This window comes from Actinotignum saccati (assembly GCF_051265055.1).
GTDB lineage: Bacteria > Actinomycetota > Actinomycetes > Actinomycetales > Actinomycetaceae > Actinotignum.
This window is the reverse complement of the sequence record NZ_JBOZCC010000010.1, coordinates 35771-60026: the sequence shown is the minus strand read 5'-3', so window position 1 is coordinate 60026 and position 24256 is coordinate 35771. Positions and strand designations below refer to the sequence as shown.

Below are 24256 nucleotides of genomic sequence, written 5' to 3'. Positions count from 1 at the left end.
GTTCAGCGAGCCTGCAGGGAAGCTGTTGCGGGCCGTTCGCGTGAACCGCTGTCAACCGTTCTAGTGGGCTGCCTCACGCCAATTGGGGCCGTAGCCCACCCCGACGGAGAGGGGTACCCGCAGCTGGGCAGCCCCGGCCATTTCCCGGCGCACAATCTCCTCCGCGGCCTCGTGCTCGCCGGGCGCTACTTCCAGCACCAGTTCGTCATGAACCTGGAGGAGGACTCGGCTGCGCAACCCGGCTTCACGCAGGGCTTCCACCACCGCCACCATGGCGATCTTGATAATATCCGCGGCGCTGCCCTGGATAGGCGCATTGAGGGCCATCCGCTCGGATGCTTCGCGCAGCTGGCGGTTCGTGGAGCGCAGTTCCGGCAGGTAGCGCCGCCGCCCCAGCAGGGTTTGGGTATAGCCATCTTCGCGGGCTTTCACCACGAGGGAATCGAGGTAATCACGTACTTTCCCGAAGCGCGCAAAATAGGTGTCCATGAGCTCTTGGGCATCGTGGGCAGAAATATGGAGCTGGCGGGAAAGCCCGTAGGCGGAGAGCCCGTAGGCCAGGCCGTAGCTCATCGCTTTAATACGGGAGCGCTGCTGGCTACTCACCTCGTTTTCGGGAATCCCGAAGACGAGGGAGGCCACCGAAGAATGCAGGTCTTCGCCTTCATTAAAGGCGGTGATAAGAGCTTCATCACCGGAAAGCGAGGCCATAATCCGCATTTCAATCTGGGAGTAATCCGCGGTCATAAGTGCCGCATAGCCCTCCGAGGGGATAAAGGCGGAGCGGATTTGAAGCCCTTCGGACGTACGCGCGTGAATATTCTGGAGATTCGGATCCGTGGAGGAGAGTCGCCCGGTGGCGGCCACCGCCTGCTGGTAGGTGGTGTGGATTTTTCCATCCGCTCGGGTATTGCGCTGCAAGCCTTCCACGGATTGCCGTAATTTAATGGCGTCGCGGTGCTCGAGGAGCGCCCCGAGGAATTGGGTTCCGGCCACCGCCTTATCATCTTCCCGGGGTGCGATACGCACGGCAAGATCAGCCAGCGCCTCCGCATTCGTGGTGTACCCGGATCTGGTTTTCCGGGTGGTGGGCAAGTCCAATTCGTCGAACAGCACCCCCTGGAGCTGCTTGGGGCTGGAGAGATTTACCTTGTGGCCAATGGCATCATAGGCAAGCCGCGCTGCGGCCTCCACCCGCCCGTCAAAATCCTTCCGGAGTTTTTCAAGGTAGGGACCGTCTACCGCAATCCCGGTGTCCTCCATGCGCGCGAGAGTGCGCGCCACATCCATTTCCAGGTCGAGCAGGGCACCATCTTCCCCGCGCTGCGTCAATTCTCCGAGTAATTTCTCAGACAGTGGGCCAAGGAGCGCAGCGCGTGCCGCCAACGGGTCAGCCTGCCCGTCCAGTCCGGGCAGCACTCCCCCGTCCCCCAAATCAACACCGAGGTGGCGCAGCGCCAGGTCACCGAGGTCATAGCTGCGCTGATCGGGATAGAGAAGGTAAGCACACAGTACGGTATCCCGTACGACGCCGCGCAATTCGGCACCCTGCCCGCGTACCCGATGCCAGGCTTCTTTGGCGCCGTGCACCACTTTCGGGGCATCCGATTCCAGCCAGGCCCGCACCTGGGCGGTGTCCTCTTCGTTCATGGTGTGCGTATCGAGAAGCAGGGCCGCGTGGGCCGTGCCAATCGCCATTGCCTCCACGCGCCCCGCACCCGGGCTGGCCGGCCCGGCGATGTCGAGGCCAAAGAACGGGGCGTCGGCGTGCTGGTCAAGCCACGCGCGTACCCCGGAGGTGGTGATTTCCAGGCCGGCAAGAGTAAATCCGGCCGGCGCATCGGATTCAGATGCGCCGTCGCGCGACGGTAATTCGGTGAGGACACGCCCGCGCAAGGTATCAAAATCGAGGGTGTCGAAGAGTTCGTGCAATGCTTCCCGCTCCACTCCACGCGGGCGGAATTCCTCGAGGTTCTCCCCTATGGGAAGGTCACGCACGAGGGTGTTGAGGGAGCGATTCTGGCGGACTTGATCCAAGTGCTCGCGCAGGGAGGCCCCCACTTTTCCACCGATGTCGTCAGCGCGGGCGAGGATGGAGTCGAGGTCACCGTAGTTCGCGAGCCATTTCGCCGCGGTTTTCGGGCCGACCCCGGGCACGCCGGGAATATTATCGGCACCCTCCCCCACGAGTGCGGCCAGGTCAGCGTACCGTTCCGGGCGTACCCCGGTTTTCTTTTCGATACCTGCCGGGTCGAGGACCTGCATGGTCGAGCGCGGCATGGGATAGAGCACTGTGGTGTGCTCATCAACGAGCTGGTAGGAGTCTTTATCACCTGAGGCGATATACACATCCGCGCCGTGTTCCACCGCCCGGCGTGAGAGGGTGGCGATAATATCGTCGGCTTCGTAATCTTCGTAGGTGAGCCAGCTGATTCCGCAAACATCAAGGACGCTTTTAATAACATCAATTTGCCCGGCGAATTCCACCGGGGTGGGGGCCCGGCCCGCTTTGTAATCGGGATAGACGCGGGTGCGGAAAGTTCCTCCCGGCAGGTCAAAGGCCACGGCAATGTAATCGGGGTGGTAGTCGCCAATGATTTTCAGGAGGGTGGAAAGGAACCCGTAAACGGCGTTGGTGTACTGCCCGCGATCGGTGAGGAAGTTCTCCGCCCGCAGGGCGTAGAAGGCACGGAACGCCATAGAATGGCCATCAACAAGAAGGAATTTTTCGTCACTCACCCCTCTAGCCTACGCGAGATAGCAAACAGGCGCCCACCGGTTTTCCGGTGAGCGCCTGCTGGCTGAAAGCGTGTTCGGGTTCCTCAACGCGTATTCGCGGTTCGTACTGCGGGTTCCGCAGCGCGTGTGCGCCGCTTCCGCTACGAGTTCGGCGGGTGCACGCTGCGGGGGCGCAAGCTTAGTGCTTCCCGCCTACCTGTTCGATAACGGCATCGGCCACTTCGCGCATGGTCAGGCGCCGATCCATGGACGTCTTTTGAATCCAGCGGAAAGCTTCCGGTTCGGTCAGGCCCATCTGCGATTCCAGCAGCCCCTTGGCCCGATCCACCCGCTTACGGGTTTCAAATTGTTCGGCCATGGTGGACACTTCGTTTTCCAGAGCTTCGATTTCCTGGTTCCGCGAAACCGCGATTTCCACCGCCGGGATGAGATCAGCGGGCGTGAAGGGCTTGACCACATAGGCCATCGCCCCGGCATCGCGGGCACGTTCCACCAGGTCACGCTGGGAATAAGCGGTGAGCATCACAATAGCGACGCGGTGTTCTTCCAGGATGCGGTCCGCGGCGGTGATGCCGTCCATGCCGGGCATCTTCACGTCCATGACAATAAGATCCGGTTCGAGTTCGCCGGCCAGTTCGATAGCGGATTCGCCATCGCCAGCTTCCCCGACAACCTCATACCCGGCATCTTCCAGTGTTTCAACGATATCGAGGCGAATGAGAGTTTCGTCTTCAACGACAAGAACCCGAATGGCTTCTTTGTTCTCCGCGGATTGCCCCGCTGTGCCCTTGGCCATCATGACCCCTTCGACCGGCATGCCGGATAGATTGAACCAAATTTACTGCGTGCGATGTTGCACCTGCATCCACACCGAAGTGTTCTCTGACCCTTGAGAGATTGATGACCGGCAACGGGAATTCACGCGCCCCTTACCATGCTGTCAGACCACGCGGTGCAGAGCAAACACCAGGCCAGAGATTCCCAGCTAACTTCAAGGTTATTGCCTTCAAGCTTATCGCCGCGGTGCTCCCGGAGGGACTCGAACCCTCACGCCTTGCGGCGCTGCATTTTGAGTGCAGTGTGTCTACCAATTCCACCACAGGAGCTTGTGCATCTGCCGATACTACCAGCGGGAGAGCCCGGATCGCCCGGATCACCGCGGGTTATTGTGCAAACGCAGAGAATATTTCACCATACCCGCCACCAAATTTCAAATGGGGCGACGCGGAGGCGATTGGAACGGCGGTGGGTGCCCACCCGGATTATTCCGAGCGGGCACCCACCCGCCTATCCACTGTTCAATGATGTACCGCTGTGTCCGTGGACACGGCAGCACCTAGGAGAACACGAGCCTGCCGGATTTAGGCAACGCCCGTTTCTTCACCGATCTTGTGAACCCGCAGGGTGTTGGTGGAACCAGCCACGCCCGAGGGCATACCGGCCACGATCACCACGCGGTCACCAACCTGGGCGCGGCCCAGTTCGAGGAGGCGATCCTCCACCTGCTGCACCATTTCGTCAGTGGTGGCGGCGGAGTGATCCACCGTGTAGGTTTCGCTACCCCACAGAACGGCGAGCTGGTTGCGTACCTTCTCCGAAGGAGTGAAGTTGATGATCGGCAGGCGCGAGCGGTTGCGAGCCACGCGGCGGGCGGTGTGCCCGGTTTCCGTGAAGACCACAACTGCCTTGACACCCAGGGCCTCACCGATATCCAGAGCGGAGCGGGTAAGAACACCGTTGCGGGTGCGATGCAGGGAGGAGAGCTGCGGGATCTGCTCCAGGCCGTGTTCCTCCGTGTAGGAAACGATGGAGGCCATGGTCTTCACGCACTCAATCGGGTAGAGACCCACCGAGGTTTCCCCGGAAAGCATCACGGCATCCGCACCGTCCAGGATGGCGTTAGCGCAGTCAGAGGCCTCAGCGCGGGTGGGCCGCGGGTTCTGGATCATGGATTCGAGAACCTGGGTGGCCAGAATAACCGGCTTGGCACGCTTGCGGGCCAGGGAAATGGCTTCCTTCTGCACCAGCGGAACCTGCTCGAGGGGCAGTTCCACGCCGAGGTCGCCGCGGGCGACCATAATGCCGTCGAAGGCCTGGACGATGTCGTCCAGGTTGGCCACGGCCTGCGGCTTTTCGATCTTGGCAATAACGGGGAGGTGAATACCCTCTTCGTCCATAATGCGGTGGACGTCATCAATATCCTTGGCGTCACGCACAAAGGACAGCGCGATGAGATCCGCACCGTAGTTGAGGCCCCAGCGCAGGTCCTCTTCGTCCTTTTCGGACATGGCGGGAACGGACACCGCCACGCCGGGGAGGTTAATACCCTTGTTATTGGAAACGGGGCCGGGGACTTCTACGCGGGTGACCACGTCAGTGCCGTCCACAACTTCCACGACGCGCACGGAGACCTTACCGTCGTCAATCAACAGCACATCGCCGGGATTGCAATCGCCAGCCAGGCCCTTGAAGGTGGTGGAGCAGATTTCCTTCGTGCCGGGGATATCGCGGGTGGTAATGGTGAAGGTATCGCCCACGTTCAGCTGGACCGGGCCTTCGGCGAAACGGCCGAGGCGGATCTTGGGGCCCTGCAAATCAACGAGCACCGCGACCGGGGTACCCAGTTCCTTCGCGGCGGCACGCACATTATCAATGCGCTTTTCGTGTTCTTCATGCGAACCGTGGGAAGCGTTAATACGCGCCACGTTCATGCCGGCTTTAACAAGTTCAAGGATTTGATCGTAGGTATCCGTAGCCGGACCCAACGTACACACAATTCTAGCTCTACGCATGTTTCCTATCTTACCCGAGGGCCCTGTTTCCCCATCGGGACTCATGGCACTCGTCCTGGTAAATATGCACCGTTATAAGCCCCGCTCGCGGAGCTCATCTTTACGCTAGCGCACGGCTCGCCCAGCGGCTTCACCCGTTCACTGAGCGGTTACCCACCTCCGGTTCGGATTCGCTTGACGCGGCGGAATCGCCTGTGCTTGCGGCCCCGGAAGTTTCCGTTTTTTCGGGTACGACGGCGGCCTGGCCGGCTGCGGCGTCGTCGTTCTGTGACACATCAGTTCCTTCAGTTTCCGGTTCCGGGCGGGCCCGCAACCACACGTGATCGCGAGAAGAATCACGCAGGTAGGCGCGCCGCAAGATAACGAGAGCGATGATTCCGCCGAGCAACACGAGCAGCGACGTCCATACATTGAGACGCAAACCGGCCACGAGGTGCGCCGGGTCGATCCGCAAGTTTTCGATCCAGACTCTGCCGAGGGTGTACACGATCACATACGTGGCGAAAAGCTGCCCGGCGACCAGGTGGAAGCGTTTTTCGAGGAGAAGAAGTACGACGGCGCCACCCAGGCACCACAGCGATTCGTAGAGGAAGGTGGGGTGGAAGAGCTGCTCGGGTGGGAAGCCCGCGGGGCGGTACGCCGCATCAACCTGCAAGCCCCAGGGCAGTGAAGTGGGCCCGCCGAAGAGTTCTTGGTTGAAGTAGTTACCCAGGCGGCCGATGGCCTGGGCGATGAGGAGACCCGGGGCGAGGGCGTCGGCGAAGGGAAGCAGGCGCACCCCGTTGCGGCGGCACCCGATCCAGGCACCCACGCCACCCAGAGCCACCGCACCCCAGATTCCCAGGCCACCGCCGCGCAGGTCGAAGACGCGCCACGGGTCACGGCCCGGGCCGAAATAAAGCTGGTAGTCGGTGATGACGTGGTAGAGCCGCCCGCCGATAATCCCGAAAATCACCGCCCACAGCGCGATGGAGAGCGTGACATCGCGGGTGGCACCTTTGGCCACGTAGCGCCGTTCCGTGAGGGCGTAGGCAACGATAATGCCGATGACGATGGCGATCGCGTAGAACTTAATGGAGAGGGAAAATGCGGAGGTCTCAAAAAGCACCCATTCGGAATGCTCGGGAGCTGGAATAGCTGTTGGAATCATCGTGTCTCTTCCTGTCCGGGGGCGTGGGGCGGGTGCCCGAGCCCGGGTGCCTGAGCGGTACCTTCGATTGCGTTAGCTGAGAGTTCGGCCGTGCTAGTAGCCGTGTGCTGGGCCGTGCTAGCCGTGCCTTCAGCCACGTGTGCGGTCCGTTTTGCCATAAGTAGCGCGGCCGGGTGCCGGCCCGCGGTAGCCATGCTAGCCAGCAAACCGGCCGGGTCTGCTGTTTCAAGCAGGGCCCGCCCTACAATAACGCAGCCGGCGCCGTGGCGCGCCGCGGTGAAAACATCGCAGGGATTGCGCACCCCGCGCCGCACCACCCGCACGCAGGTGTAGGGCAGCGCCTCGAAAAGCTGCGGATAATCGGTGGCGGAGCGCGAATCTGCGATAACGACGCGCGCCGCGCAGGCCATTGCGCGCGCTACGTCACTTTCGGATTCCACTTCCAGGCAGGGTTCCATCCCGAGGGACCGCGCGCGTTCCACTAGGGCCTCAAGTTCCACATCTGTGAGAATTCGCGGGGTGAGCGAGACGGCATCCGCTCCCGCCGCGCGGGCCCGCAGGAGTTGCACCGCGGAAACGGTGACATCGCGGTAGAGCAGCGGCCCTACCCCGAGGGCGCGGGCCAGGCGCAACGCGGGCAAACCGAGCCCACCGGGAATCACCGGGGCGGTTACCGAGATGGCGGCTGCTCCCCCACTGCTCAACGCCTGCGCGAAGGCCTCCAGCTGCGCGGGAGCCGGTACGGGACTGCCGCCGAGGCTGCGGATTTCCCCGATCACCCCGATGGGGCGTTGCGGGCTGGGCGCGAGGGCGCGGTAGAACTCGCGCGGTGCCGGGGCCGCCTGGGCGGCATGCCGCAGCGCATCACGTTCCCGGTCCGGGACCTGCCTGGCGGCGGCCCGCACCCGCTGTGCTACCTCATCAATAAACCACGCCACTGTGCCTCCCGGTGTCGGTGAGCTTCGCTCCGCGTGCTGGTTATGACATAGAGTACCCGCACGGTGTGACAAAAAATGACGCAGGAACGGGTGGCACCCATGAAAGAGAGTAAAGAGGGCCTGGACCTCCTCGCGGGCCTGGTATTTCGCGGGAAAGGCCGGCGAGTTTACGGCATCGATGGGCGGAGCGGATCCGGGAAAACCCAGCTATCGTGGGCCCTTGCGGCGCGGTTGCGCGAGGGCGGGCTGGCGGTTGAGATTCTCGAGGTGGAGCGTTTCGTACCCGGCTGGGATGGCTTGGCCCGGGGCACGGAGCGGGTAGCCCACGATATTCTGGAACCGTTTCTGCGGGGCGAGGGAGCACGGGTGGCTCCGTGGAATTGGTATCTGAGCTGCTACGATGCACCGGTCGCGGTGCCGGGGGATGCGCGCTGCGAGGTGCTGCTGCTGGAGGGGTGCGGAGCGGCTTCCGCGGCCTGCGCGCCGCTGTGCACGGCCACGATCTGGATGGAATGTGAGGATTCTCTCCGGCGGGAGCGGGTGCGGGAGCGCGAGGGTGACCCGAGTGGCTGGTGGGATAGGTGGGCTTCCCAGGAGGCTGCGCTCGTGAGCGAAAGAGATGCCCCGGCCCTAGCAGACGCGGTAGCGCGCTGGGATGCGGGGCAGCTGCACGTGGAGATGCGCGGTTTTTAGGCCGCGCCGGCACGAATCTGGGTGAGGGCCCGACCCGTTGCCAAAATATCAACGATGGCGACGAGGTCGCTATCCCCGCGAGCTTGGCTGGCCGGAATAAGAATCATGACGCGCGAACCTACCCGCTGATCAACCAGGCCCTTGCGCATCCCGTCCATCAGATCGCCCATGGCGGCGCGCACCGGCCCGGAGGTCCAGCTGGAATCGACCGTTTGGCCGTTCGGATCCACGAGGAAGTAGTTGAGCACAAGCTCATCCGAGGCGGCTACCTGCTCCCCGCGCCCGAGCACGAGGGGCACCACAGCGAATTCCGGGATGGGCCCGCCGCCCCCGGTAAGCACGGGTGCTACGCCTTCTCCGCTTGCCAGGCCCGGCATTCCGACCGGTGGCGTAGCGGGTGGCGGCGCTGCGTCCCCGCGCGCATTTGTGTAGAGAATATCGACGACGACGATTTCTACCGCTCCGGGGTCTCCGGCCACCAATTCTTCCCGCTGAATAAGCAAGCGGCTTCCTTCCCGCTGCCCGACCAGGTAAGGAGCCAGCTCCCCCACCCCTGCCTTGCTCACGGTAGCCAGGGTGATCCCGCCGGTGGCGAAACCTTCCACAGGGGCTTCGGTACGCGAATCGAAGGAGGTGATACGGGCGAGTACCGGGCTTCCTTCTGCCAGTTCTACCCCGTCCCCCGGGCTGAGGACCTCCTGGCGGACCCCGTCTACGTGGAGGTTCCCTTCCACGGAGATGGTCACGGGTGCGCCGAATGCGCCTGTGACATCTACGCTTCCAGGGTTGCCGGGCTCGCGGTGGCCGCTACAGCCCGCTAGCGCGGTAGCGGCCACCGCCAATCCGGCCAGCAGCACTCGGTATCTCGGGTGGGATGTCACGCGGTGATCTCCTCGATAAGCGCCTCGACCTCGGGGTTCTCGGTGGCGAGCGGGTCGTTGAGGACCACACTGGAATTGCCATTGGCCTCCATGAGGCGCAGGGTAGACCAGTCCACCGCCACATCGCGCCGAGCTTGCCGCGCCGCACTCAGGAAACGCCCGCGCAGCACGGCCCGGGTGCTGCGCGGCGGGGTCGTAGTAGCCGCGATAGCACGTTCGGGCGTGATAACCCGGCGCAGGAGCCCGGATTCTTCCATCCGGTCACGCAACCCCCCTTCGGTGATATCGTGATACGCCAAATCGAGGCGTGCCACCCGGGCATCGCAGAGTTTCGCCCCGGTGCGTTCCCGGTACCGGGTGAGGAGGGCGAGTTTAGCGGCCCAGTCAATTTCGGTTGCAATCGAGCTCGGATCGCGGCGTTCCACCGCCGTAATGGCGCGCTCCCACAGCTCGAGGAGGTAGCGCCGGGTGGGGTCAAGTTCCGCCAGGTAGCCTTTCCGATCCAGGTGGTTCATCGCGGCGTCATACATCCGCTGCTGAACCGAAATCGGGTCGGTGAGTCCGCCGCTGGCAAGTTCCAGATTGGCGCGCCCGGATAGGTCCGCGCCGGTAATCCGAATGGCGTGCATGGGATCGGCGAGTTCCAGATCGGGAAGGATCGCGCCTTCTTCCACGAGGGTGAGGAGGGCTTCGGTGGCCGCAACTTTGAGGCCGGTTGTTGCCTGGGAAATATTGGAATCCCCCACGATAACGTGCATGCGCCGGTAGAGTTCCGCATCGGCGTGGGGTTCATCGCGGGTATTGATCATGGGCCGCGACCGCGTGGATGCCGAGGAGATCGCCTCCCACATCTGGTGGGAGCGCTGGGAGAATTCGTAGCGGACCTGCCCGTCTTCCCCGCGGTGCAGGCTTCCGGCTCCCGCCACGATCTGCCGGGTCACAAAGAAGGGGATGAGCCGGGCGATGCGCTGGCGGTAGTCCGGGCGCCGGTGCACCATGTAGTTTTCGTGACACCCGAAGGAATGCCCCTCGGAATCAACATTGTTTTTCAGGAGGTGGATGGCCCCGGGGACGCCGTCGTCGTTTAATTTCTCATTGGCGCGCTTGGCGAGCCGCGCGAAAATGAGTTCGCCGGCGCGGTCGTGGGCGAGGAGATCGTCGATATTATCGCATTCGGCGGTGGCGTATTCCGGGTGGGCGCCCACGTCCAGATAGAGGCGCGAGCCGTTTTCTAGGAACGTGTTTGTGGACCGATGCGCGGCGAGTACCGGCGCGAAAAGCCGCTGGGCGGATTCTTCGGCGTCCAGCGGTGGGCGTGTTCCGCGCCGGGCCGCGCAGGTGATTCCGTATTCGGTCTCGATGCCCATAACGCGACGGGGTATCACTGTCCGCCTTTCTGCACGAAGCCCTGCACGAAGGAGGACGCATTGCTTTCCAGCACGGCGTCGATATCGTCGAGCAGCGCGTCAATACCAAAATCTTGGTTTTGGGCCTGCGGGGCTTCAACTTCGGTGTTTTCTTCCTGGCGGCGCTGGGGCTGCAGGAATTCTTGACTGGACATTTCTTCCTTCCTCTTTTCTGGTACTGGTGCGGATGGGTGCCGGCTTGCGGGTGCGTGCCGGCTGCGTGACCCGCCCAAACGCGGGACCGGCCCGGGCCCGCCTACGAACCCGCCGCGGTGAGCGCGGCAATAACTTCGTCAATCGTGTGAGCGCCAGCCAGGGTGGCCCCCAGGGCCGCCTCGTTCGCACCGGCTGGATCGGGCAGGCTGAGGCGGTGGAGCTGGCCGGCACTATCGCGCAGCACCGCGCTCGACCAACTTGCCGCGGCCACGTGTTCGGAGAAGCGGGAGATGAGCTGGCCGCGCAGATACGCGCGCGTCGAACCCGGTGCGTGCAAAGCGGCTCTAGCGATCTCCGCTTCGGAGAAGAGTTCCTCCACCCGCCCGGCAGCCCGCAGTTTCGCCACGATGGAGCGCTCCGGGCGCAGATCATGCCATTGGACATCGAGGGCGCGCAGCTTATCCGAATCCCAGCTGCCCCCACCGCGTTCGCGTAATTCGCTCAAGATCTGGTATTTCGCCACCCATTCCACCTGGGATGCTGCGGAGAAAATATCGCGCGAGAGCAAGTCCAGCACGCCTTGCCACCGCTCGAGAATTTCTGCGGTATCGCCGTCCACCTCACCGCGTTCGGCCAGCGCATCACGGACCGCGTCGAGGTAGATCTGCTGAATTTCCAGGGCGGTACGCGGTTCACCTTCATGCACCTCAAGTTTGGTGCTGAGGCTCGGGTCCTGGGAGACCGTCCACGTGAGGGGCACGGGACTATCCATAATCACGGATTCCAGCCCGAGAGGAACCGCGTCCTGTTCCAGCATCCACAGCACCAGCGACGTAGTTCCCACTTTGAGCAGGATCGACACATCGAATTGGTTGGCGTCTCCCCCGATGACGTGCAGGCGCCGGAAGCGCTCCGCGGCCGCATGCGGTTCATCGCGGGTATTGATAATGGGCCGGTTGAAGGTAGTTTCCAGCCCGACGTCGTTTTCCACGTAGTCGGCGCGTTGCGAAATCTGGAAGCCGGGTTGTTCCGAGCGCGGGCCGAGCCCCACACGCCCGGTACCGCACAGGATCGGCCGGGTCACGAAGAAAGGCGTGAGGTAGCGGATGATTTCCGTGAAGGGCAGCGCCCGATCAACCAGGTAGTTTTCGTGCGAGCCGTAGGCCGCGCCTTTTCCGTCCACGTTGTTTTTGTAGATCGCGAATTCGCGCCCGCCTTCGCGCAGCAGTTCTATTCCGCGCCGCGCGATGAGTTCACCGGCGCGGTCCCACAGCACGGCTTCCCGCGGGGTGGCGGTTTCCGGCGAGGAATATTCCGGGTGGGCATGATCAACGTAGAGGCGCCCGCCGTTGGCGAGAACCGCGTTCGCGGCGCGCGGGCGGCGCAGCTCTGCGTCGTCTTCCGTTATAGGTGCGACGACGACGCCAGCTGGCGGGGCGGGATTCTCCGGATCATCGGTGAGCTGAGAAGGGTCCGCCTCCTCCCGGCTCATCCGGAAACCGCGGGCATCATTGAGGGGATCTTCCCCGGTGTAATCCCAGGCCACCGGGCCGTGCGTGCCGGCCCCTGCCCCGGCATGCCCGTAGGTTTCTACAAAATCGGCCGAGAGCACCACGGGATTGGCCCGCAGGTCGGCGGGTTCCATAATCCCGAACTCTGTTTCCAGGCCGATGACTCGACGTACTGTCATCGTGGCTCCTCTCCCCCTGTGTTCTGCGCGCTCGAATCACTCTGGCGCGGGCGCACCGCCACGATCCGCTCCCCGCGGTTTTTACCATTGACTTTGGCCCATTCATCCGGGTTGGAGATCTGGTCCAATTCCGAGCTATCGCGGGCTTCGGCATGCACGGCGGCGATAGCGTGCTCCGCGGTAATCCCGCGCGCCCCGGTGGTCAAATACGTCTTGATAGCTGCTTTTTTCGCGCGATCAACGATGCCAGCCAGGAGAGCCCCGGACACAAAATCGGCAAGATAGAGAGTTTCTTTCCGCCCCGACGCGTAGGTGACATCAACAAAGCGGTTCTCCGGGGATGCCTCGAAAACCTTATCCGCGATGAGCCGTGCCAGGTGAGCGGCGGCTCCGGCCCCGCCACCGTAGGCCTCGATATCAGCTGGTGCATAGGGCAGATCAGGGGTGAGGTACTTGGAGAGAATATCCACGCTCCCCGCATAATCGGGGCGTTCGACCCGGATTTTCACGTCAAGCCGGCCGGGCCGCAAAATAGCCGGGTCGATCATATCTTCCCGGTTGGAAGCACCAATAACGATGACATTGGAGAGTTGTTCCACCCCGTCAATTTCGGCAAGGAGCTGAGGCACCACGGTTGTTTCCACATCGGAGGACACACCGGAGCCGCGGGTGCGGAAGAGGGCTTCCATTTCATCGAAGAAAATAACAACGGGAATACCTGAGGAGGCCCGGTCCCGGGCCCGGGAAAAGATTTCACGGATCTGGCGTTCGGTTTCTCCCACGTATTTATCGAGAAGCTGCGGGCCCTTGATATTGAGGAAGTACGAGGATGCCTTCGCTACCCCTTGAGCACGCGCGGCATTCTCCGCGAGGGAGGTGGCCACCGCTTTCGCGATCATGGTTTTCCCTGTTCCCGGCGGCCCGTACAGCAAAATGCCCTTGGGCGGGCGCAGGCCGTGCTCCCGATAGAGGTCCGGTTGCTGGAAGGGTAATTCGATACTGTCGCGGATTTCCTCAATCTGAGCATCCAAGCCGCCAATATCCGCGTAGGAAACATCCGGGACTTCTTCGAGCAGCAGATGCTCAACATCCGGGCGCTCTACCTTTTCTACCAGGAACCCGGTTTTCAGGTCAGCCATGCAGGTATCCCCGACCCGCAGTTTCGCGGCCGAGAGTTTCCCGCCGATGCGCAGCACCTTTGTTTCATCAGCGTGCACCCGCACGAGCACCCGCTGGGGATCCAGCACGAGTTCGACAGCGACGAGCTGCCCGGTATTTTCGTAGCCGCCAATGCCCACCACCACGAGTTCTTCATTGAGGCGTACTTCTTGGCCGGGGCGCAATTGTTCCAAAGCAACATACGGGGAAACGGCCACGTTCATTTTCCGGCCGCCCACGAGGGCATCAATGGAATGATCGGAAGAATGCCCGCGAATAAAGGTGGCGAAAGTAGCCGGAGGCCGGGAGAGGGAATCGAGTTTCTCCCCCAATTCCTGGATGCGTTTCCGGGCGGCGACCAGCGAGGTGGAGAGCCGTTCATTTTTCTCACGCAAGGACGCGATTTCGGCAAGAGCCGCGCTCGACTCCGATGTGCTCATGGCTTCCTTTCTGATCGTCCCCTTATTCTAGGACAGGCCTACCTTACCGCCCACTCCGGGATATAGCATCCCCGGCGCCCTCACGGTTAGGCCACTAGTCCTCGAAGCGCTGTGTTTGCTCCACGGCCCGCTGCTCTTCCACGTATCCCGCGTCCGCTCCTTGCCGCTGTTTTTCGACGTACCGAGATTCTTCGCCCTGCCGCCGCTTTTCCGCTTCACGTTCGGCGATTTCCGCTGCGATTTTCTCAGCTACCTGGCGGGAATGTTCTCCCGGGGTGGATACCCCGCTTTCTTCCACATCGGCCCGGTGCGCTAGATCACGGCGGACTTTACGAAGTTTCTTTTCCGCAATCGGGCGTTCCTGGAGCGGTTCAGCGTCCGGGTTTTCCCAGGGCATGGGTTCGGCGTAGGCGCCCTTGGCCGGGCGGGATGCCGGAGTTAGCTGGGTGGGTCCGGCTAGGCGGCGCGCCACAATAAGGAAGCCGGTATGCGCGACCATCCGGTGATCGGGGCGCACCGCGAGCCCTTCTAAATGCCAGGTGCGCACCAGTGTCTCACTGGCTTCAGGGCCGGTGAAAAGTCCCGTTGCTTTGAGATCTTCGGCGCAGCGGGAGAGCTGCGTCGTCGTTGCAACGTAAGCGAGGAAAACTCCGCCGGGTACCAAAGCCTGCGCGGCCGCCGGAATGATTTCCCAGGGAGCGAGCATATCGAGGATAACGCGATCAAAACCAGCCGGGTGCGCAGCCAAAATATCAGCTGCTTCCCCGCATTCCACCTGCCAGTTTTCCGGGTTGCTCCCCCACCAGGACACCAGATTGGCCTGCGCGATCTCCGCGAATTCCGGGCGGCGTTCCGCGCTGAGAAGAAAACCTTGAGGGCCTACCGCTTGGAGCAGGGAAATGGAGAGAGCACCGGAACCGACCCCCGCCTCAAAAACCCGTGCCCCCGGATAAATATCCGCCATGTGGGTGATTTGCGCCGCATCTTTCGGGTAGACAATGGTGGCGCCGCGCGGCATCGAGAGCACATAATCGCTCAGAAGTGGGCGCAGCGCGAGGAATTCGCGGCCTTCTTCCGTGGTGATGAGGCTGCCTTCCTCTTTCCCAATGAGTTCGCTGTGGCGGAAAGAGCCGCGCGTGGACTGGAAGTAGCCATCAACCGTGAGATTGATGGTGTAATGCCGCCCTTTGGGATCGGTGAGTTGAACGCGTTCACCGGGGCGGAAGGGGCCTCGTCGTAGTGTCATTCCTCCAGTGTAGTTTGTCCTTACCGCAGATTTTTCTGTCGTAGCGAGTTGTTAAAGTGGAAGCATGACTCGTCACGCCGCACTATCACCATCACGTGCCAAAGATTTCAAGCAGTGCCCGCTGCTCTTCCGTTTCCGGAGCGTGGATCGCCTCCCGGAAGCGCCCTCCCTCGCCGCGCTGCGCGGCACCCTGGTGCATTCGGTTCTGGAATACCTGTACGCCGCACCACAGCAAGCCCGCACCGAAGAATACGCCCAGTCCCTTCTGCTGCCGCGTTGGGATGCGCACCTGGAAAAGTCCCCGCAGGATGCGGATCTTTTTGAGTCCGCGGATGCGCTCTCGGAATGGCTGGAACAGGCCCGCGCGCTTATTAGCAACTATTTCCATATGGAGAATCCGCGGTTCTTGGCGCCGCGGGATCGGGAAAAATTCATCAATGCTCGCCTGCCCTCAGGTTTGGCCCTGCGCGGAATCGTGGATCGTATCGATGCGGCTCCCGATGGGGCCTTGCGGGTGGTGGATTATAAAACCGGGAAGTCCCCGCATCCGCGCTACCAGAACGAAGCGCTCTACCAAATGCGTTTTTATGCGCTGCTGTTGGAATTGACGGAAGGGCAGCGCCCGGCCCGCACCCAGCTTGTTTACCTCAAGGATGGGCGCACTCTCACCTATGATCCCCTCCCGGAAGATACCCGGCGTATCGCCATGGATCTGGAGGAAACCTGGCGGGATATTGCCGCGCGCCTGGATTCCGGGGAATTCGAACCGCGCACCTCCCGCCTGTGCGATTGGTGCTATTTCCAGCAGATCTGCCCGGCCTACGGCGGAACTCCCCCGCCGCTCAGCACGGAGGGGGTGGAGCAGATGCGCACGGCACATAGTTAGCGCACGCGCCCGGTCGCGTTGGCACAACGAACGCGCACCGGCCGTTGCCCGCGCCTGCCTCAGGCACCTACCTCAGGGCTCTGAACCCCGGATTATTCGGCAAGTAACTGAATACCCATGAGGGCATCCACCGCGCGCACCACCTGCCCGGCATCGGGTGCTCCGGATGCCGCCCACTCATCCACAATGCGTAGGGCTTGCGGTGTGTCCAGATCATCCGAAATCGCCTCGATGAGCGCCCGGCAGGTGGGAACCAGCCCAGACTCCGCGGCCGAACTATCGCCCAGCCCTGCGGCTGCGAACGGCTTTCCGAGCGCGCTGCGGGCTGCCTGCTGCCAGGCTTCCAAGCGGGCTTCGGCCCGCTCAAGCGCACTCGCCTCGTATTCCCAATCGGAACGGTAATGATTGGCCAGGAGCACCAGGCGAATCGCGCTCGGATGCGCACCAGCAGCGGTCAGCTCCGAAACCCGGACCAAATTCCCCAAGGATTTGGACATCTTTTCGCCCTGGTAAGCCACCATCCCCACGTGGAAGTGAATATCCACCCGGCCGCGGTCACCCGTCATCTCCCGCAGGTGGCTCTCGCTCATCTCGTGGTGTGGGAAGAGCAGATCACGCCCGCCGGCTTGCACGGTGATATGTTCGCCCAGGTAGGTGCGGGCTATCAGCGCACATTCCACGTGCCAGCCCGGCCGCCAGAACCCGGGTTTCTCCCCCGCGGGCCGGAAATCATTGCCACGCACGCCCTTCCACACCAGCGGGTCAAGGGTGCGGCGCTTACCCGGACGGGTGGAATCCCCACCGTGTTCATCGAACATCCGCTCCAGGTCCAAGTACTCGAAAACAGGCGCGGCGGCGAAACTCGGATCGCGGGTGAGATCAACATAGATATCTTCCGAGCCGTCCCCATTGGGCAAGCGGTACGCGAGGCCACGCGCCTCAAAATCGCGAACCACCGCCTCCGCCTCATCCAAAATCTCAGAGACCGCAATCCAGTTCCCGGGCGGAACAACCCGCAAAGCATCCATATCGGAACGGAAAAGCGCTACTTGAGAATCAGCCAGTTCACGCCAATCCACCCGGGTTTGCTCCGCACGTTCAAAAAGCGGATCGTCAATATCCGTGATGTTTTGGGCGTAGCGAACCGGAAGGCCCGCGGCCATCCAGTACCGCACCAGGGTATCGGCACTCACGTACGTAAAAGCATGCCCCAGGTGAGTGGCATCGTAGGGGGTGATACCGCAGGTGTAGAGGGTAGGTTGCCGCGTTTCCACCCGGCAAATTTCCTCATTGTCGGAATCGTACAGGTTGAGGTCCGGGGTAAACCCCAGCGGTGGTACCTCCGGGCGTGTCCAAGTCTCCATCTGGTTATCCGTTAGTCTCCTACTTCGCGGGTCCTCCACGCGAGGAACCCACGCACAGTCTACCCAGTACGCCGCTCGCCCTCCGGGAACAGCAGCAGCGGGGCGAGCCGTCGCGGCGTCGTCGTTAAAAAACAGAGAGCACGCCGGTGCCGAGCAACACCACCACGAGCGCCGCCAGCCCCAAGCGATAGATCACGAAAGGCAGGTACGAACGCGTGGACACCAAACGCAAGAACCACACGATCACCGCGTACCCCAAAACGAAAGAAATCGCCGTGGCAAGAATCGTCGGCCCGGCCGGAATCGAGGCGTCACCGGCGTATTTGACCAGCTGGTAGAAGCCCGAGAGCAGCACCGCCGGCACCGCCATGAGGAAGGATACCCGCGCCGCCGCCTCGCGGGTATAGCCGAGGAGCAGACCGGTGGTAATCGTGCCGCCCGAACGCGATACCCCCGGAATCAGCGCGAGAGCCTGCCCGAAACCGAGGAGCAAACCGTCGCGGTAGCTCATATCGCGCAGGTCTTTGCGCTGGCTCGCCCACCGATCCGCTAGCCCTAAGAAAATCGCGAAGAGCGCCAGCACGGCCGCGGTGATATAGAGATTACGCAGCGACGTTTCGATGGTGTCCGCGAAAAGCAGGCCGAGGAGGCCGATCGGCAGCGTGCCGATAATAACGACCCAGCCCATGCGCACATCCGCGTCCGTGCGCGCCACCCGCCCGGTCCACGAGCACAACCACTTGCGGATAATGCGCACGATGTCTTTCCAGAAGTAGCACAGCACCGCGGCTTCGGTGCCCAGTTGAATAATCGCGGTGAAAGCCGCGCCCGGATCGCCCCAGCCGAAAAGATCACCGACAATGCGGATATGCGCCGAAGAAGAAATCGGCAAGAATTCCGTTAGTGCTTGCACGAGCCCAAGAATGGCTGCTTCTAGATAACCCACGGGGACTAAGCATAGCGGGCGCGGCGCGACGGCGCGGTGAGGTGTCCGGGCGGAACTGGCAGCGCACCCCGGCGAAGTGCGGCGGCACTGGTTCGGTTCTGGTCCGGCTCTAGCCCGGCTCTGGTCAGGCTCTAGCCCGGCTCTGGTCAGGCTCTAGCCCGGCTCTGGTCCGGCGCGGTGGTTTAGAGTGGAGTCATGGATTATCGTGCGGTTGGTGCCAGCGGGCTTCTTGTCTCCACGCTCGGCTTGGGAACGCTCACGTGGGGTCGCGATACCGATGAGGAGGAGGCCCGCGGGCAGTTGCGCGCCTTTCTGGACGCCGGCGGCACCCTCGTGGACACCTCACCGGCTTTCGGTGACGGTGCGGCAGAAGCGCTGCTCGGCTCCTTGCTCAGCACCTTTTTTGGCGACGACGCCGCCCGCTCGCAGCTCACCATCTGCACCCGCGTAGGTTTCCTTGATAATCCGAGCGGTCCCAGCTATAGCGTGTCGCGAGCCGGGATTGCACGTTCCCTCGATGCGTCCCTCGCTCGGCTCGGTATCGCCACCGTGGATATTGCGGTGGCCGGTGGCCCCGATGGCATCACCCCGGATGAGGAAACTGCGCTTGCCCTGGCCGGGCTGGTGATGCGGGGTAAGGCACGCTATATCGGGGTATCGGGATATGCGCCCTGGCGGGTTGCGGCTATGCAAACCCTGCTGCGCGAACGCCACCTACCTGCTCTCACCGTGGTGGAAGAAGAGTATTCCCTGGTGGAGCGGAGTGTTGAAACAGCCATGCTGCCGATGTGCGAGGCCATGGGGATCGGGCTGCTTGCCACCTCGGCCCTCGGGCGGGGTGTGCTTACCGGGAAATATCGGCATGCCATCCCGGCAACTTCGCGAGCGGCCTCCGATCATTTGGCCGCCTTTGTGGCGCCCTATTTGGATGAGGGACCGCGCCGGATTGTGGAGGCGGTGGCGAAAGCCGCCGAGGGCCTAAATTGGAACCCCGCCGAGGTTGCCCTGGGCTGGCTCCTGGCCACCCCGGTGAGCGCCGCCCTGGTAGGCGCGCGCACCGCCAGCCAGTTAACCAGCCTGCTCGGGGGAAACCTCGCGGGTGGCGAAGAGCTGCCTGATCTGGTGATCGAGGCGCTTAACGATATTTCTTAGCCCGTCTTAGGCGCGAGAAGCGGCGGCGTCGGCCTCATCCGCGTCGTCGCCTTCGTCGTCTTCGTCATCGAGGCCGGGGTAATCGTCCTCATCATCCTCATCGTCATCGTAATCGTCGTCTGAATCGTCATCATCGTCGTCCAGATCGTCATAATCATCGGTGTCGTAGAGGTAGTCCTCAGAATCGTCATCATCGTCGTAGAAATCGTCACTATCGCTATCGAAAACATCCAGCGGTGTTTCGACATCGAAATTCGTGAAGATGACGTCATCGTAAATGGTGTAGGCATCCGCCAGCTTATCGGCGGCTTCCAGCACCGCCGGAGCTTCCGGGTCATCAGCGGTAGTAGCCGCCTGGTGGAAATCCTCGAAAGCACCGATGAGACGGTCAAGCGCAGCGCGCGGATTCGTAGCCATGGCCCTAGAATACCCCGAAAGGCAGGTGATTCGCTAACCTTAGCGGCGCTGGAATTCCCGCGATTGGGCTGGATGCCGGCCATGCATGCACCCGGACATGCGAAAAGCCCCGAAACATAGATTTCCGGGGCTTTCTCACCGTGCGCGGAGGGGGACTTGAACCCCCACCCTCTATACGAGGACTAGCACCTCAAGCTAGCGCGTCTGCCTATTCCGCCACCCGCGCGGTGATTGTTCTTCAGCACGCCGTGCTGAGCAACAGAGAAGAATCTACCAGGCCAGTGCCCGCTTTTTCAAATTATGCGGCCGGGAACAGGTGTGATTCCACTTACGCACGGCTGGCGCGGGTTCTGGCGCGGGCCGTGCGGGTACCTATAGCGCAGGCCACGCCGGTACCTATAGCGCGGGCCGTGCAGGCACCTTGATTGCGGGCCGTGCTGGTACTTGTTCGGCCCGGCCCGCTACCGTTAAGCCTATGAGTACTCTCTTACCTGATTTTTCGCATGTGACCCCGGCATCCCAACTTGCCACGGTCCTTGATTTGATGGAGCACCAGCGCGGCGTCGTCGCCTCTCTTCTCGAGGTTACCGAGGCGCCCACCGTTGAGAATTTCTTGCGCCCCTTTGAACTCTCCGGCGCAGAGCTTGAGGTAGAAGCCTCGATTTTCTACACCTATTGTTCCTCGATTGGCGGGGCGGAGTGGGATCGGGTTGAGGCCGAGCTCAGCCCGAAGATGACCGCGCACGAGGACGCGCTGTACATGGATCCGCGGTTGTACCGGCGTTTTGAGCAGCTGTGCCAGGCGGATCTGGATCCGGAAACCGCGTATACCGCCCGCGAGCACCTCAAGCGCTGCCAACAATCCGGTGCCGGGCTCGACGAAGCCGCGCGCGGCGAACTGGCCGCTATCAATAACCGCATGGCTGAGCTTTCAACCGAGATCGGCCAGCGTATCGTGCAGGCCGGTCTGGATGACGCGGTGGAGTTCACCGAGGCGGAACTGAGCGGGCTGTCCGCTTCGCAGCGCGAAGGCCTGGCCGGGGAGGCCGCCGCCGCGGATAGCTCGGCCGCTTATCTCGCCACGCTGCGCCTGCCCACCCAGCAGCCGTTGCTGGATAATTTGGACGACGCCGCAGCCCGCGCCCGCCTCCTGGATGCGTCCCTGCGGCGTTGCGATGGTCATGACGCGGCCACCGATACCCGCGAGTCCATTCTGGAACTGGTGCGGTTGCGGGCCCGGGCCGCCAAGCTGCTTGGCTACCCGAACCATGCCGCCTACGTGGCCGCGAATTCTTCAGCCGGGACGCTGGAAAATATCGATGCGCTCCTCTCCCCCATGATGGCGCCCATTGCCCGCAATGTTGCTGCCGAAGCTGAGGAGCTGGCCGCCTTCGTCAAGGAACGCTGGGGGAAGGAGAGCTTCACCGCCAGCGATTGGGTGCGGGCCCAGAATCAGGCGCGCGCTGAAAAGTTCAGCATTGATGACGAGGCCCTCACCCCGTATCTCGAACTCGATAACGTGCTGGAGAAAGGTGTTTTCTACGCGGCCAATAGGCTCTACGGCCTGACTTTCACCCGCACTGAAGAACACGGGTACACCGATGACGTGATCGTGTGGAAGGTTGCCGAAGAGGACGGCACTTTCCTCGGCTACTTCCTGGGTGATTACTACGCGCGGCCCGGTAAGCGCGGGGGCGCGTGGATGCACGCTATCGTGCAGAAGTCCGCGGAGGGCTCCCCCGCTTCGGTCATCTGCAATAACCTCAATATCACCAAGCCGGCTCCCGGCGAGCCCACCTTGCTGAGCTGGGACGAAGTGGAAACTGCTTTCCATGAATTCGGGCACGCGCTGCACGGTTTCCTCTCCGATGTGCGCTGGCCCTCGGTGGCCGGAACGAATGTTCCGCGTGATTTTGTGGAATACCCCTCCCAGGTCAATGAGATTTGGGCCCGGCACCCGCAGGTGCTCTCGCGGTACGCGCGCCACTACCAGACCGGTGAGGTGCTGCCCGCAGCCCAAACCGAGGCGCTTGTTGCGTCGCGCGGCTACGGGGCCGGCTTCCGCATGTGCGAAATCGAGCAGGCGGTGCTTTTGGATCAGGCCTGGCATCGCCTCGGTGAAGCCGACGTGCCGGCAAGTCCCGCGGACTTCGAAGCTTTCGAGGAGAAGGCTTTGCGGGCCACGGGTGTGCAGCATGACCTGGTGCCCCCGCGGTACCGTAGCGCCTACTTCAACCACGTTTTCTCCGGTGGGTATTCTGCCGGGTACTACTCCTACACCTGGTGCGAGGCTCTGGATGCGGATACGGTGGCGTGGTTCCAGAACGACGCCGCACGCGAGGGCGATCTTGGCTTGAATCGCCAGGCTGGCGAGAAGTTGCGCCGCGAGGTGCTCGCGCGGGGTAATTCGCGTGATCCGAAGGAGTCCTTCGCGGCGTTGCTCGGGCGGGATGTGGATGCCACCGCGCTGCTCAAGCGGCACGGACTGCTGGAGAGCTAAGTACTGCGCGAGCCCTGAGCTTGGCGGCCTTTGCAGCACCACGGTGATGCCCTAGGGGCCGCATCGGAGGGCGCCTGAAAAGGCGCCCTGGAGCTGGCGCGAGGCCCGAACTGTGTGGTGGTTCGGGCCTCGCGTTTTTGTAGGCTTGCTGGCCTGCGTACACTAAAGCCATGCAGGAGTTCACACTAACCACGCCGTCGTACTTTCTTAGCGCTCCGCGCCCCGCGGATGAAACCGCGCTGGCCACCATCTGCGCGGACCCGGATATTCAACGTTGGACCACGATCCCGGCCGGCTATTCACGCTCGGATGCCCAAGCGTTCATCACTGAGTTCGCGCCGCAGAAGTGGGCAGAAGGTTCGCCGGTGTGGTTGATCCGCCGCGGGCCGGAATCCGCCCCGCTGGGCTGCGTGCAGGTGGATGTGACGGGAAACGGGCGCGTCGGCCGGCTCGGTTTTTGGGCCGCCAAAGAGGCTCGCAATACCGGGATGGTGACGGAGGCGGTGCGCACCGTCCTGGAATATTTCTTCGATAAGACCAATCTGGCGGCAATGCACTGGGATTGCGAAGTGCAGGGTTCGGATATCAATTGGGCTTCGGCGAAGGTCGCCTGGAAGCTCGGTTTTTCTTTCATCGGTATCCGCCCGGCTGTCACGGTGAATAAGGGCGAGGTTTACGGCTTGTTCCAGGCCACTCTCCAGCGCGGGGATGCCATGGAGCCCGCGCACGCCTGGTTTGGCCCCGGTGAGAAGCATCCGGCTTTTCCCGATCCGCGCCGCCCAGAGGATTTGGTGCGCCAATTCCACGAAACGTACGCGCTTCCTATTGTCACCGACGGGCCGAAAGCGGATCGGCCGCGCCTGCCGATGCGTATGTCCCTTATCGCGGAGGAATTTACCGAATTGGTGACGGCCGCCTACGGGAAGGCGGCCGGTGAACAGGTGAGCGCGGCTTTCGCACGGGCTGTTGATCTTGATGACGAAACCCGAGATATCGTTGAGATTTCTGATGCGCTCGCGGATTTGGTGTACGTGATTTACGGGATGGCCTTGGAACTGGGAATTCCCATGGCCGATGTGCTCGCCGAGGTGCAGGCCTCGAATTTATCGAAGCTCGGGGCGGACGGGCGGCCGATTTACCGGGAGGACGGCAAGGTTCTCAAGGGCCCGAATTTCTTCAATCCGGATATCCCGCGAGCTTTGGGGCTCTCCCCGCGCGATTAGCTCGCACTCCCGTCGTCGTCAATAATGGCGTCTTCAATGTAATCGCTGAGGCTGGCGGAGAGAATCTGTTGGGATAGCACGTCGATCCGTTTGGAGAGCCTGCGCCGTTCCGTAAGCCGCTGCGCGCGGGCCATGGCATCGAGGACGGGGATGGCCCGTTCGATGGAGTCGAGTTCGGCGCGCCACGCCGCGGCTTTTTCGGCAATATCAGCGGTGTTGGCCGAGGCGTAGAGATAGGTAACGTGTTCTTTGAGGATCTCGATACGGCCGCTGAGGCTGTGCGCGTCCCGCTCATTCGGCTTTTTTCCGGCAAGTTGATGCATGCGGTCCTGGAGTTTGGAAGCGATCTGCGGGTTCTCGCGGATGAGGGCGCGCAGTTGCGGTCCGTAACGCGTGATCACGAAAACGATGGCGGGGCCGATCCGACGCGCAAGCCGCAACAGTGCCCGATATTTACCCATAACCTTGTGCCTCCAGAT

At 62.5% G+C, this 24256-nt stretch carries 20 protein-coding genes and 2 tRNA genes; 5 read left to right on the top strand and 17 right to left on the bottom strand.

Annotated features, from left to right (window positions below; all coding sequences use genetic code 11):
• Window positions 1-60 precede the first annotated feature (60 nt).
• The 6 genes from polA to ACRQEC_RS08160 form a co-directional block, all read right to left on the bottom strand.
• On the bottom strand, window positions 61-2739 hold the full coding sequence (polA, locus tag ACRQEC_RS08185; RefSeq protein WP_284890178.1) for a DNA polymerase I: 2679 nt from the start codon (window positions 2737-2739) through the stop codon (window positions 61-63).
• Window positions 2740-2917: 178 nt separating this feature from the next.
• Window positions 2918-3535: an ANTAR domain-containing response regulator gene (locus tag ACRQEC_RS08180; protein WP_284890213.1), complete on the bottom strand. Its 618-nt coding sequence runs from the start codon at window positions 3533-3535 to the stop codon at window positions 2918-2920.
• A 228-nt stretch (window positions 3536-3763) separates the two neighbouring features.
• Window positions 3764-3845 (bottom strand) — tRNA-Leu (locus tag ACRQEC_RS08175).
• A 255-nt stretch (window positions 3846-4100) separates the two neighbouring features.
• Complete coding sequence (gene pyk, locus ACRQEC_RS08170) at window positions 4101-5531, bottom strand: pyruvate kinase (protein ID WP_284890177.1); 1431 nt, start codon at window positions 5529-5531, stop codon at window positions 4101-4103.
• A gap of 130 nt (window positions 5532-5661) precedes the next feature.
• The gene (gene lgt, locus ACRQEC_RS08165; protein ID WP_284890176.1) at window positions 5662-6681 is read right to left on the bottom strand and encodes a prolipoprotein diacylglyceryl transferase; all 1020 of its coding nucleotides are present in this window, start codon (window positions 6679-6681) and stop codon (window positions 5662-5664) included.
• Window positions 6678-7619 (bottom strand): hypothetical protein, encoded by a 942-nt coding sequence (locus tag ACRQEC_RS08160; RefSeq protein ID WP_284890175.1) that lies wholly within the window; start codon window positions 7617-7619, stop codon window positions 6678-6680. Before ACRQEC_RS08160 ends, lgt begins: the two co-directional genes overlap by 4 nt.
• A gap of 99 nt (window positions 7620-7718) precedes the next feature.
• Between ACRQEC_RS08160 and ACRQEC_RS08155 the strand changes: the two genes are divergently transcribed.
• A complete protein-coding gene (locus tag ACRQEC_RS08155) occupies window positions 7719-8312 on the top strand; it encodes a nucleoside/nucleotide kinase family protein (protein WP_284890174.1) in 594 nt (197 codons plus the stop codon).
• Here ACRQEC_RS08155 and ACRQEC_RS08150 read toward each other — a convergent pair.
• The 6 genes from ACRQEC_RS08150 to ACRQEC_RS08125 form a co-directional block, all read right to left on the bottom strand.
• Window positions 8309-9193 (bottom strand): FKBP-type peptidyl-prolyl cis-trans isomerase, encoded by an 885-nt coding sequence (locus ACRQEC_RS08150; protein ID WP_284890173.1) that lies wholly within the window; start codon window positions 9191-9193, stop codon window positions 8309-8311. The two genes, ACRQEC_RS08155 and ACRQEC_RS08150, sit on opposite strands and share 4 nt — an antisense overlap.
• Entirely contained in the window at window positions 9190-10560 is a 1371-nt protein-coding gene (gene pafA / locus ACRQEC_RS08145; protein ID WP_284890212.1) for a Pup--protein ligase, read from the bottom strand. Before pafA ends, ACRQEC_RS08150 begins: the two co-directional genes overlap by 4 nt.
• A 14-nt stretch (window positions 10561-10574) precedes the next feature.
• Entirely contained in the window at window positions 10575-10754 is a 180-nt protein-coding gene (locus ACRQEC_RS08140; RefSeq protein ID WP_026429315.1) for a ubiquitin-like protein Pup, read from the bottom strand.
• Between the two features lie 101 nt (window positions 10755-10855).
• Entirely contained in the window at window positions 10856-12445 is a 1590-nt protein-coding gene (dop, locus tag ACRQEC_RS08135) for a depupylase/deamidase Dop (protein WP_284890172.1), read from the bottom strand.
• Complete coding sequence (gene arc, locus ACRQEC_RS08130) at window positions 12442-14043, bottom strand: proteasome ATPase (RefSeq protein ID WP_284890171.1); 1602 nt, start codon at window positions 14041-14043, stop codon at window positions 12442-12444. Before arc ends, dop begins: the two co-directional genes overlap by 4 nt.
• Window positions 14044-14137: 94 nt before the next feature.
• Window positions 14138-15289, bottom strand: a complete 1152-nt coding sequence (locus ACRQEC_RS08125) for a tRNA (adenine-N1)-methyltransferase (RefSeq protein ID WP_284890170.1) — start codon at window positions 15287-15289, stop codon at window positions 14138-14140.
• Window positions 15290-15353: 64 nt separating this feature from the next.
• Between ACRQEC_RS08125 and ACRQEC_RS08120 the strand changes: the two genes are divergently transcribed.
• The gene (locus ACRQEC_RS08120) at window positions 15354-16175 is read left to right on the top strand and encodes a RecB family exonuclease (protein ID WP_284890169.1); all 822 of its coding nucleotides are present in this window, start codon (window positions 15354-15356) and stop codon (window positions 16173-16175) included.
• 92 nt (window positions 16176-16267) lie between these two features.
• Here ACRQEC_RS08120 and ACRQEC_RS08115 read toward each other — a convergent pair whose 3' ends face one another.
• Window positions 16268-17539 (bottom strand): hypothetical protein, encoded by a 1272-nt coding sequence (locus tag ACRQEC_RS08115; RefSeq protein WP_284890168.1) that lies wholly within the window; start codon window positions 17537-17539, stop codon window positions 16268-16270.
• A gap of 124 nt (window positions 17540-17663) precedes the next feature.
• A complete protein-coding gene (locus ACRQEC_RS08110; RefSeq protein WP_301575202.1) occupies window positions 17664-18485 on the bottom strand; it encodes an undecaprenyl-diphosphate phosphatase in 822 nt (273 codons plus the stop codon).
• Between the two features lie 195 nt (window positions 18486-18680).
• On the opposite strand from ACRQEC_RS08110, the gene ACRQEC_RS08105 reads away from it, so the two are divergent.
• Window positions 18681-19637: an aldo/keto reductase gene (locus ACRQEC_RS08105; protein WP_435734869.1), complete on the top strand. Its 957-nt coding sequence runs from the start codon at window positions 18681-18683 to the stop codon at window positions 19635-19637.
• A 6-nt stretch (window positions 19638-19643) separates the two neighbouring features.
• Here the strand turns inward: ACRQEC_RS08105 and ACRQEC_RS08100 are convergent, their stop codons facing one another.
• Together ACRQEC_RS08100 and ACRQEC_RS08095 are read right to left on the bottom strand one after the other, a co-directional pair.
• Window positions 19644-20054: a hypothetical protein gene (locus tag ACRQEC_RS08100; RefSeq protein ID WP_087070750.1), complete on the bottom strand. Its 411-nt coding sequence runs from the start codon at window positions 20052-20054 to the stop codon at window positions 19644-19646.
• Window positions 20055-20195: 141 nt separating this feature from the next.
• Window positions 20196-20280, bottom strand: a tRNA-Leu gene (locus tag ACRQEC_RS08095).
• Between the two features lie 249 nt (window positions 20281-20529).
• Here ACRQEC_RS08095 and ACRQEC_RS08090 point away from each other — a divergent pair.
• Both ACRQEC_RS08090 and ACRQEC_RS08085 read left to right on the top strand, forming a co-directional pair.
• On the top strand, window positions 20530-22554 hold the full coding sequence (locus ACRQEC_RS08090; RefSeq protein WP_234984498.1) for a M3 family metallopeptidase: 2025 nt from the start codon (window positions 20530-20532) through the stop codon (window positions 22552-22554).
• Between the two features lie 170 nt (window positions 22555-22724).
• Window positions 22725-23777: a GNAT family N-acetyltransferase gene (locus ACRQEC_RS08085; protein ID WP_087070749.1), complete on the top strand. Its 1053-nt coding sequence runs from the start codon at window positions 22725-22727 to the stop codon at window positions 23775-23777.
• Here the strand turns inward: ACRQEC_RS08085 and ACRQEC_RS08080 are convergent.
• A complete protein-coding gene (locus tag ACRQEC_RS08080) occupies window positions 23774-24238 on the bottom strand; it encodes a hypothetical protein (RefSeq protein ID WP_180948616.1) in 465 nt (154 codons plus the stop codon). The genes ACRQEC_RS08085 and ACRQEC_RS08080 overlap by 4 nt on opposite strands.
• Between the last annotated feature and the right edge of the window lie 18 nt (window positions 24239-24256).

Coding starts and splice junctions, on each gene's coding strand:
- ACRQEC_RS08180 (WP_284890213.1), bottom strand. CDS start 3,535: ATGGCCAAGGGCACAGCGGGGCAATCCGCGGAGAACAAAGAAGCCATT.
- pyk (WP_284890177.1), bottom strand. CDS start 5,531: ATGCGTAGAGCTAGAATTGTGTGTACGTTGGGTCCGGCTACGGATACC.
- lgt (WP_284890176.1), bottom strand. CDS start 6,681: ATGATTCCAACAGCTATTCCAGCTCCCGAGCATTCCGAATGGGTGCTT.
- ACRQEC_RS08155 (WP_284890174.1), top strand. CDS start 7,719: ATGAAAGAGAGTAAAGAGGGCCTGGACCTCCTCGCGGGCCTGGTATTT.
- pafA (WP_284890212.1), bottom strand. CDS start 10,560: ATGGGCATCGAGACCGAATACGGAATCACCTGCGCGGCCCGGCGCGGA.
- ACRQEC_RS08140 (WP_026429315.1), bottom strand. CDS start 10,754: ATGTCCAGTCAAGAATTCCTGCAGCCCCAGCGCCGCCAGGAAGAAAAC.
- dop (WP_284890172.1), bottom strand. CDS start 12,445: ATGACAGTACGTCGAGTCATCGGCCTGGAAACAGAGTTCGGGATTATG.
- arc (WP_284890171.1), bottom strand. CDS start 14,043: ATGAGCACATCGGAGTCGAGCGCGGCTCTTGCCGAAATCGCGTCCTTG.
- ACRQEC_RS08125 (WP_284890170.1), bottom strand. CDS start 15,289: ATGACACTACGACGAGGCCCCTTCCGCCCCGGTGAACGCGTTCAACTC.
- ACRQEC_RS08120 (WP_284890169.1), top strand. CDS start 15,354: ATGACTCGTCACGCCGCACTATCACCATCACGTGCCAAAGATTTCAAG.
- ACRQEC_RS08115 (WP_284890168.1), bottom strand. CDS start 17,539: ATGGAGACTTGGACACGCCCGGAGGTACCACCGCTGGGGTTTACCCCG.
- ACRQEC_RS08105 (WP_435734869.1), top strand. CDS start 18,681: ATGGATTATCGTGCGGTTGGTGCCAGCGGGCTTCTTGTCTCCACGCTC.
- ACRQEC_RS08100 (WP_087070750.1), bottom strand. CDS start 20,054: ATGGCTACGAATCCGCGCGCTGCGCTTGACCGTCTCATCGGTGCTTTC.
- ACRQEC_RS08090 (WP_234984498.1), top strand. CDS start 20,530: ATGAGTACTCTCTTACCTGATTTTTCGCATGTGACCCCGGCATCCCAA.
- ACRQEC_RS08085 (WP_087070749.1), top strand. CDS start 22,725: ATGCAGGAGTTCACACTAACCACGCCGTCGTACTTTCTTAGCGCTCCG.
- ACRQEC_RS08080 (WP_180948616.1), bottom strand. CDS start 24,238: ATGGGTAAATATCGGGCACTGTTGCGGCTTGCGCGTCGGATCGGCCCC.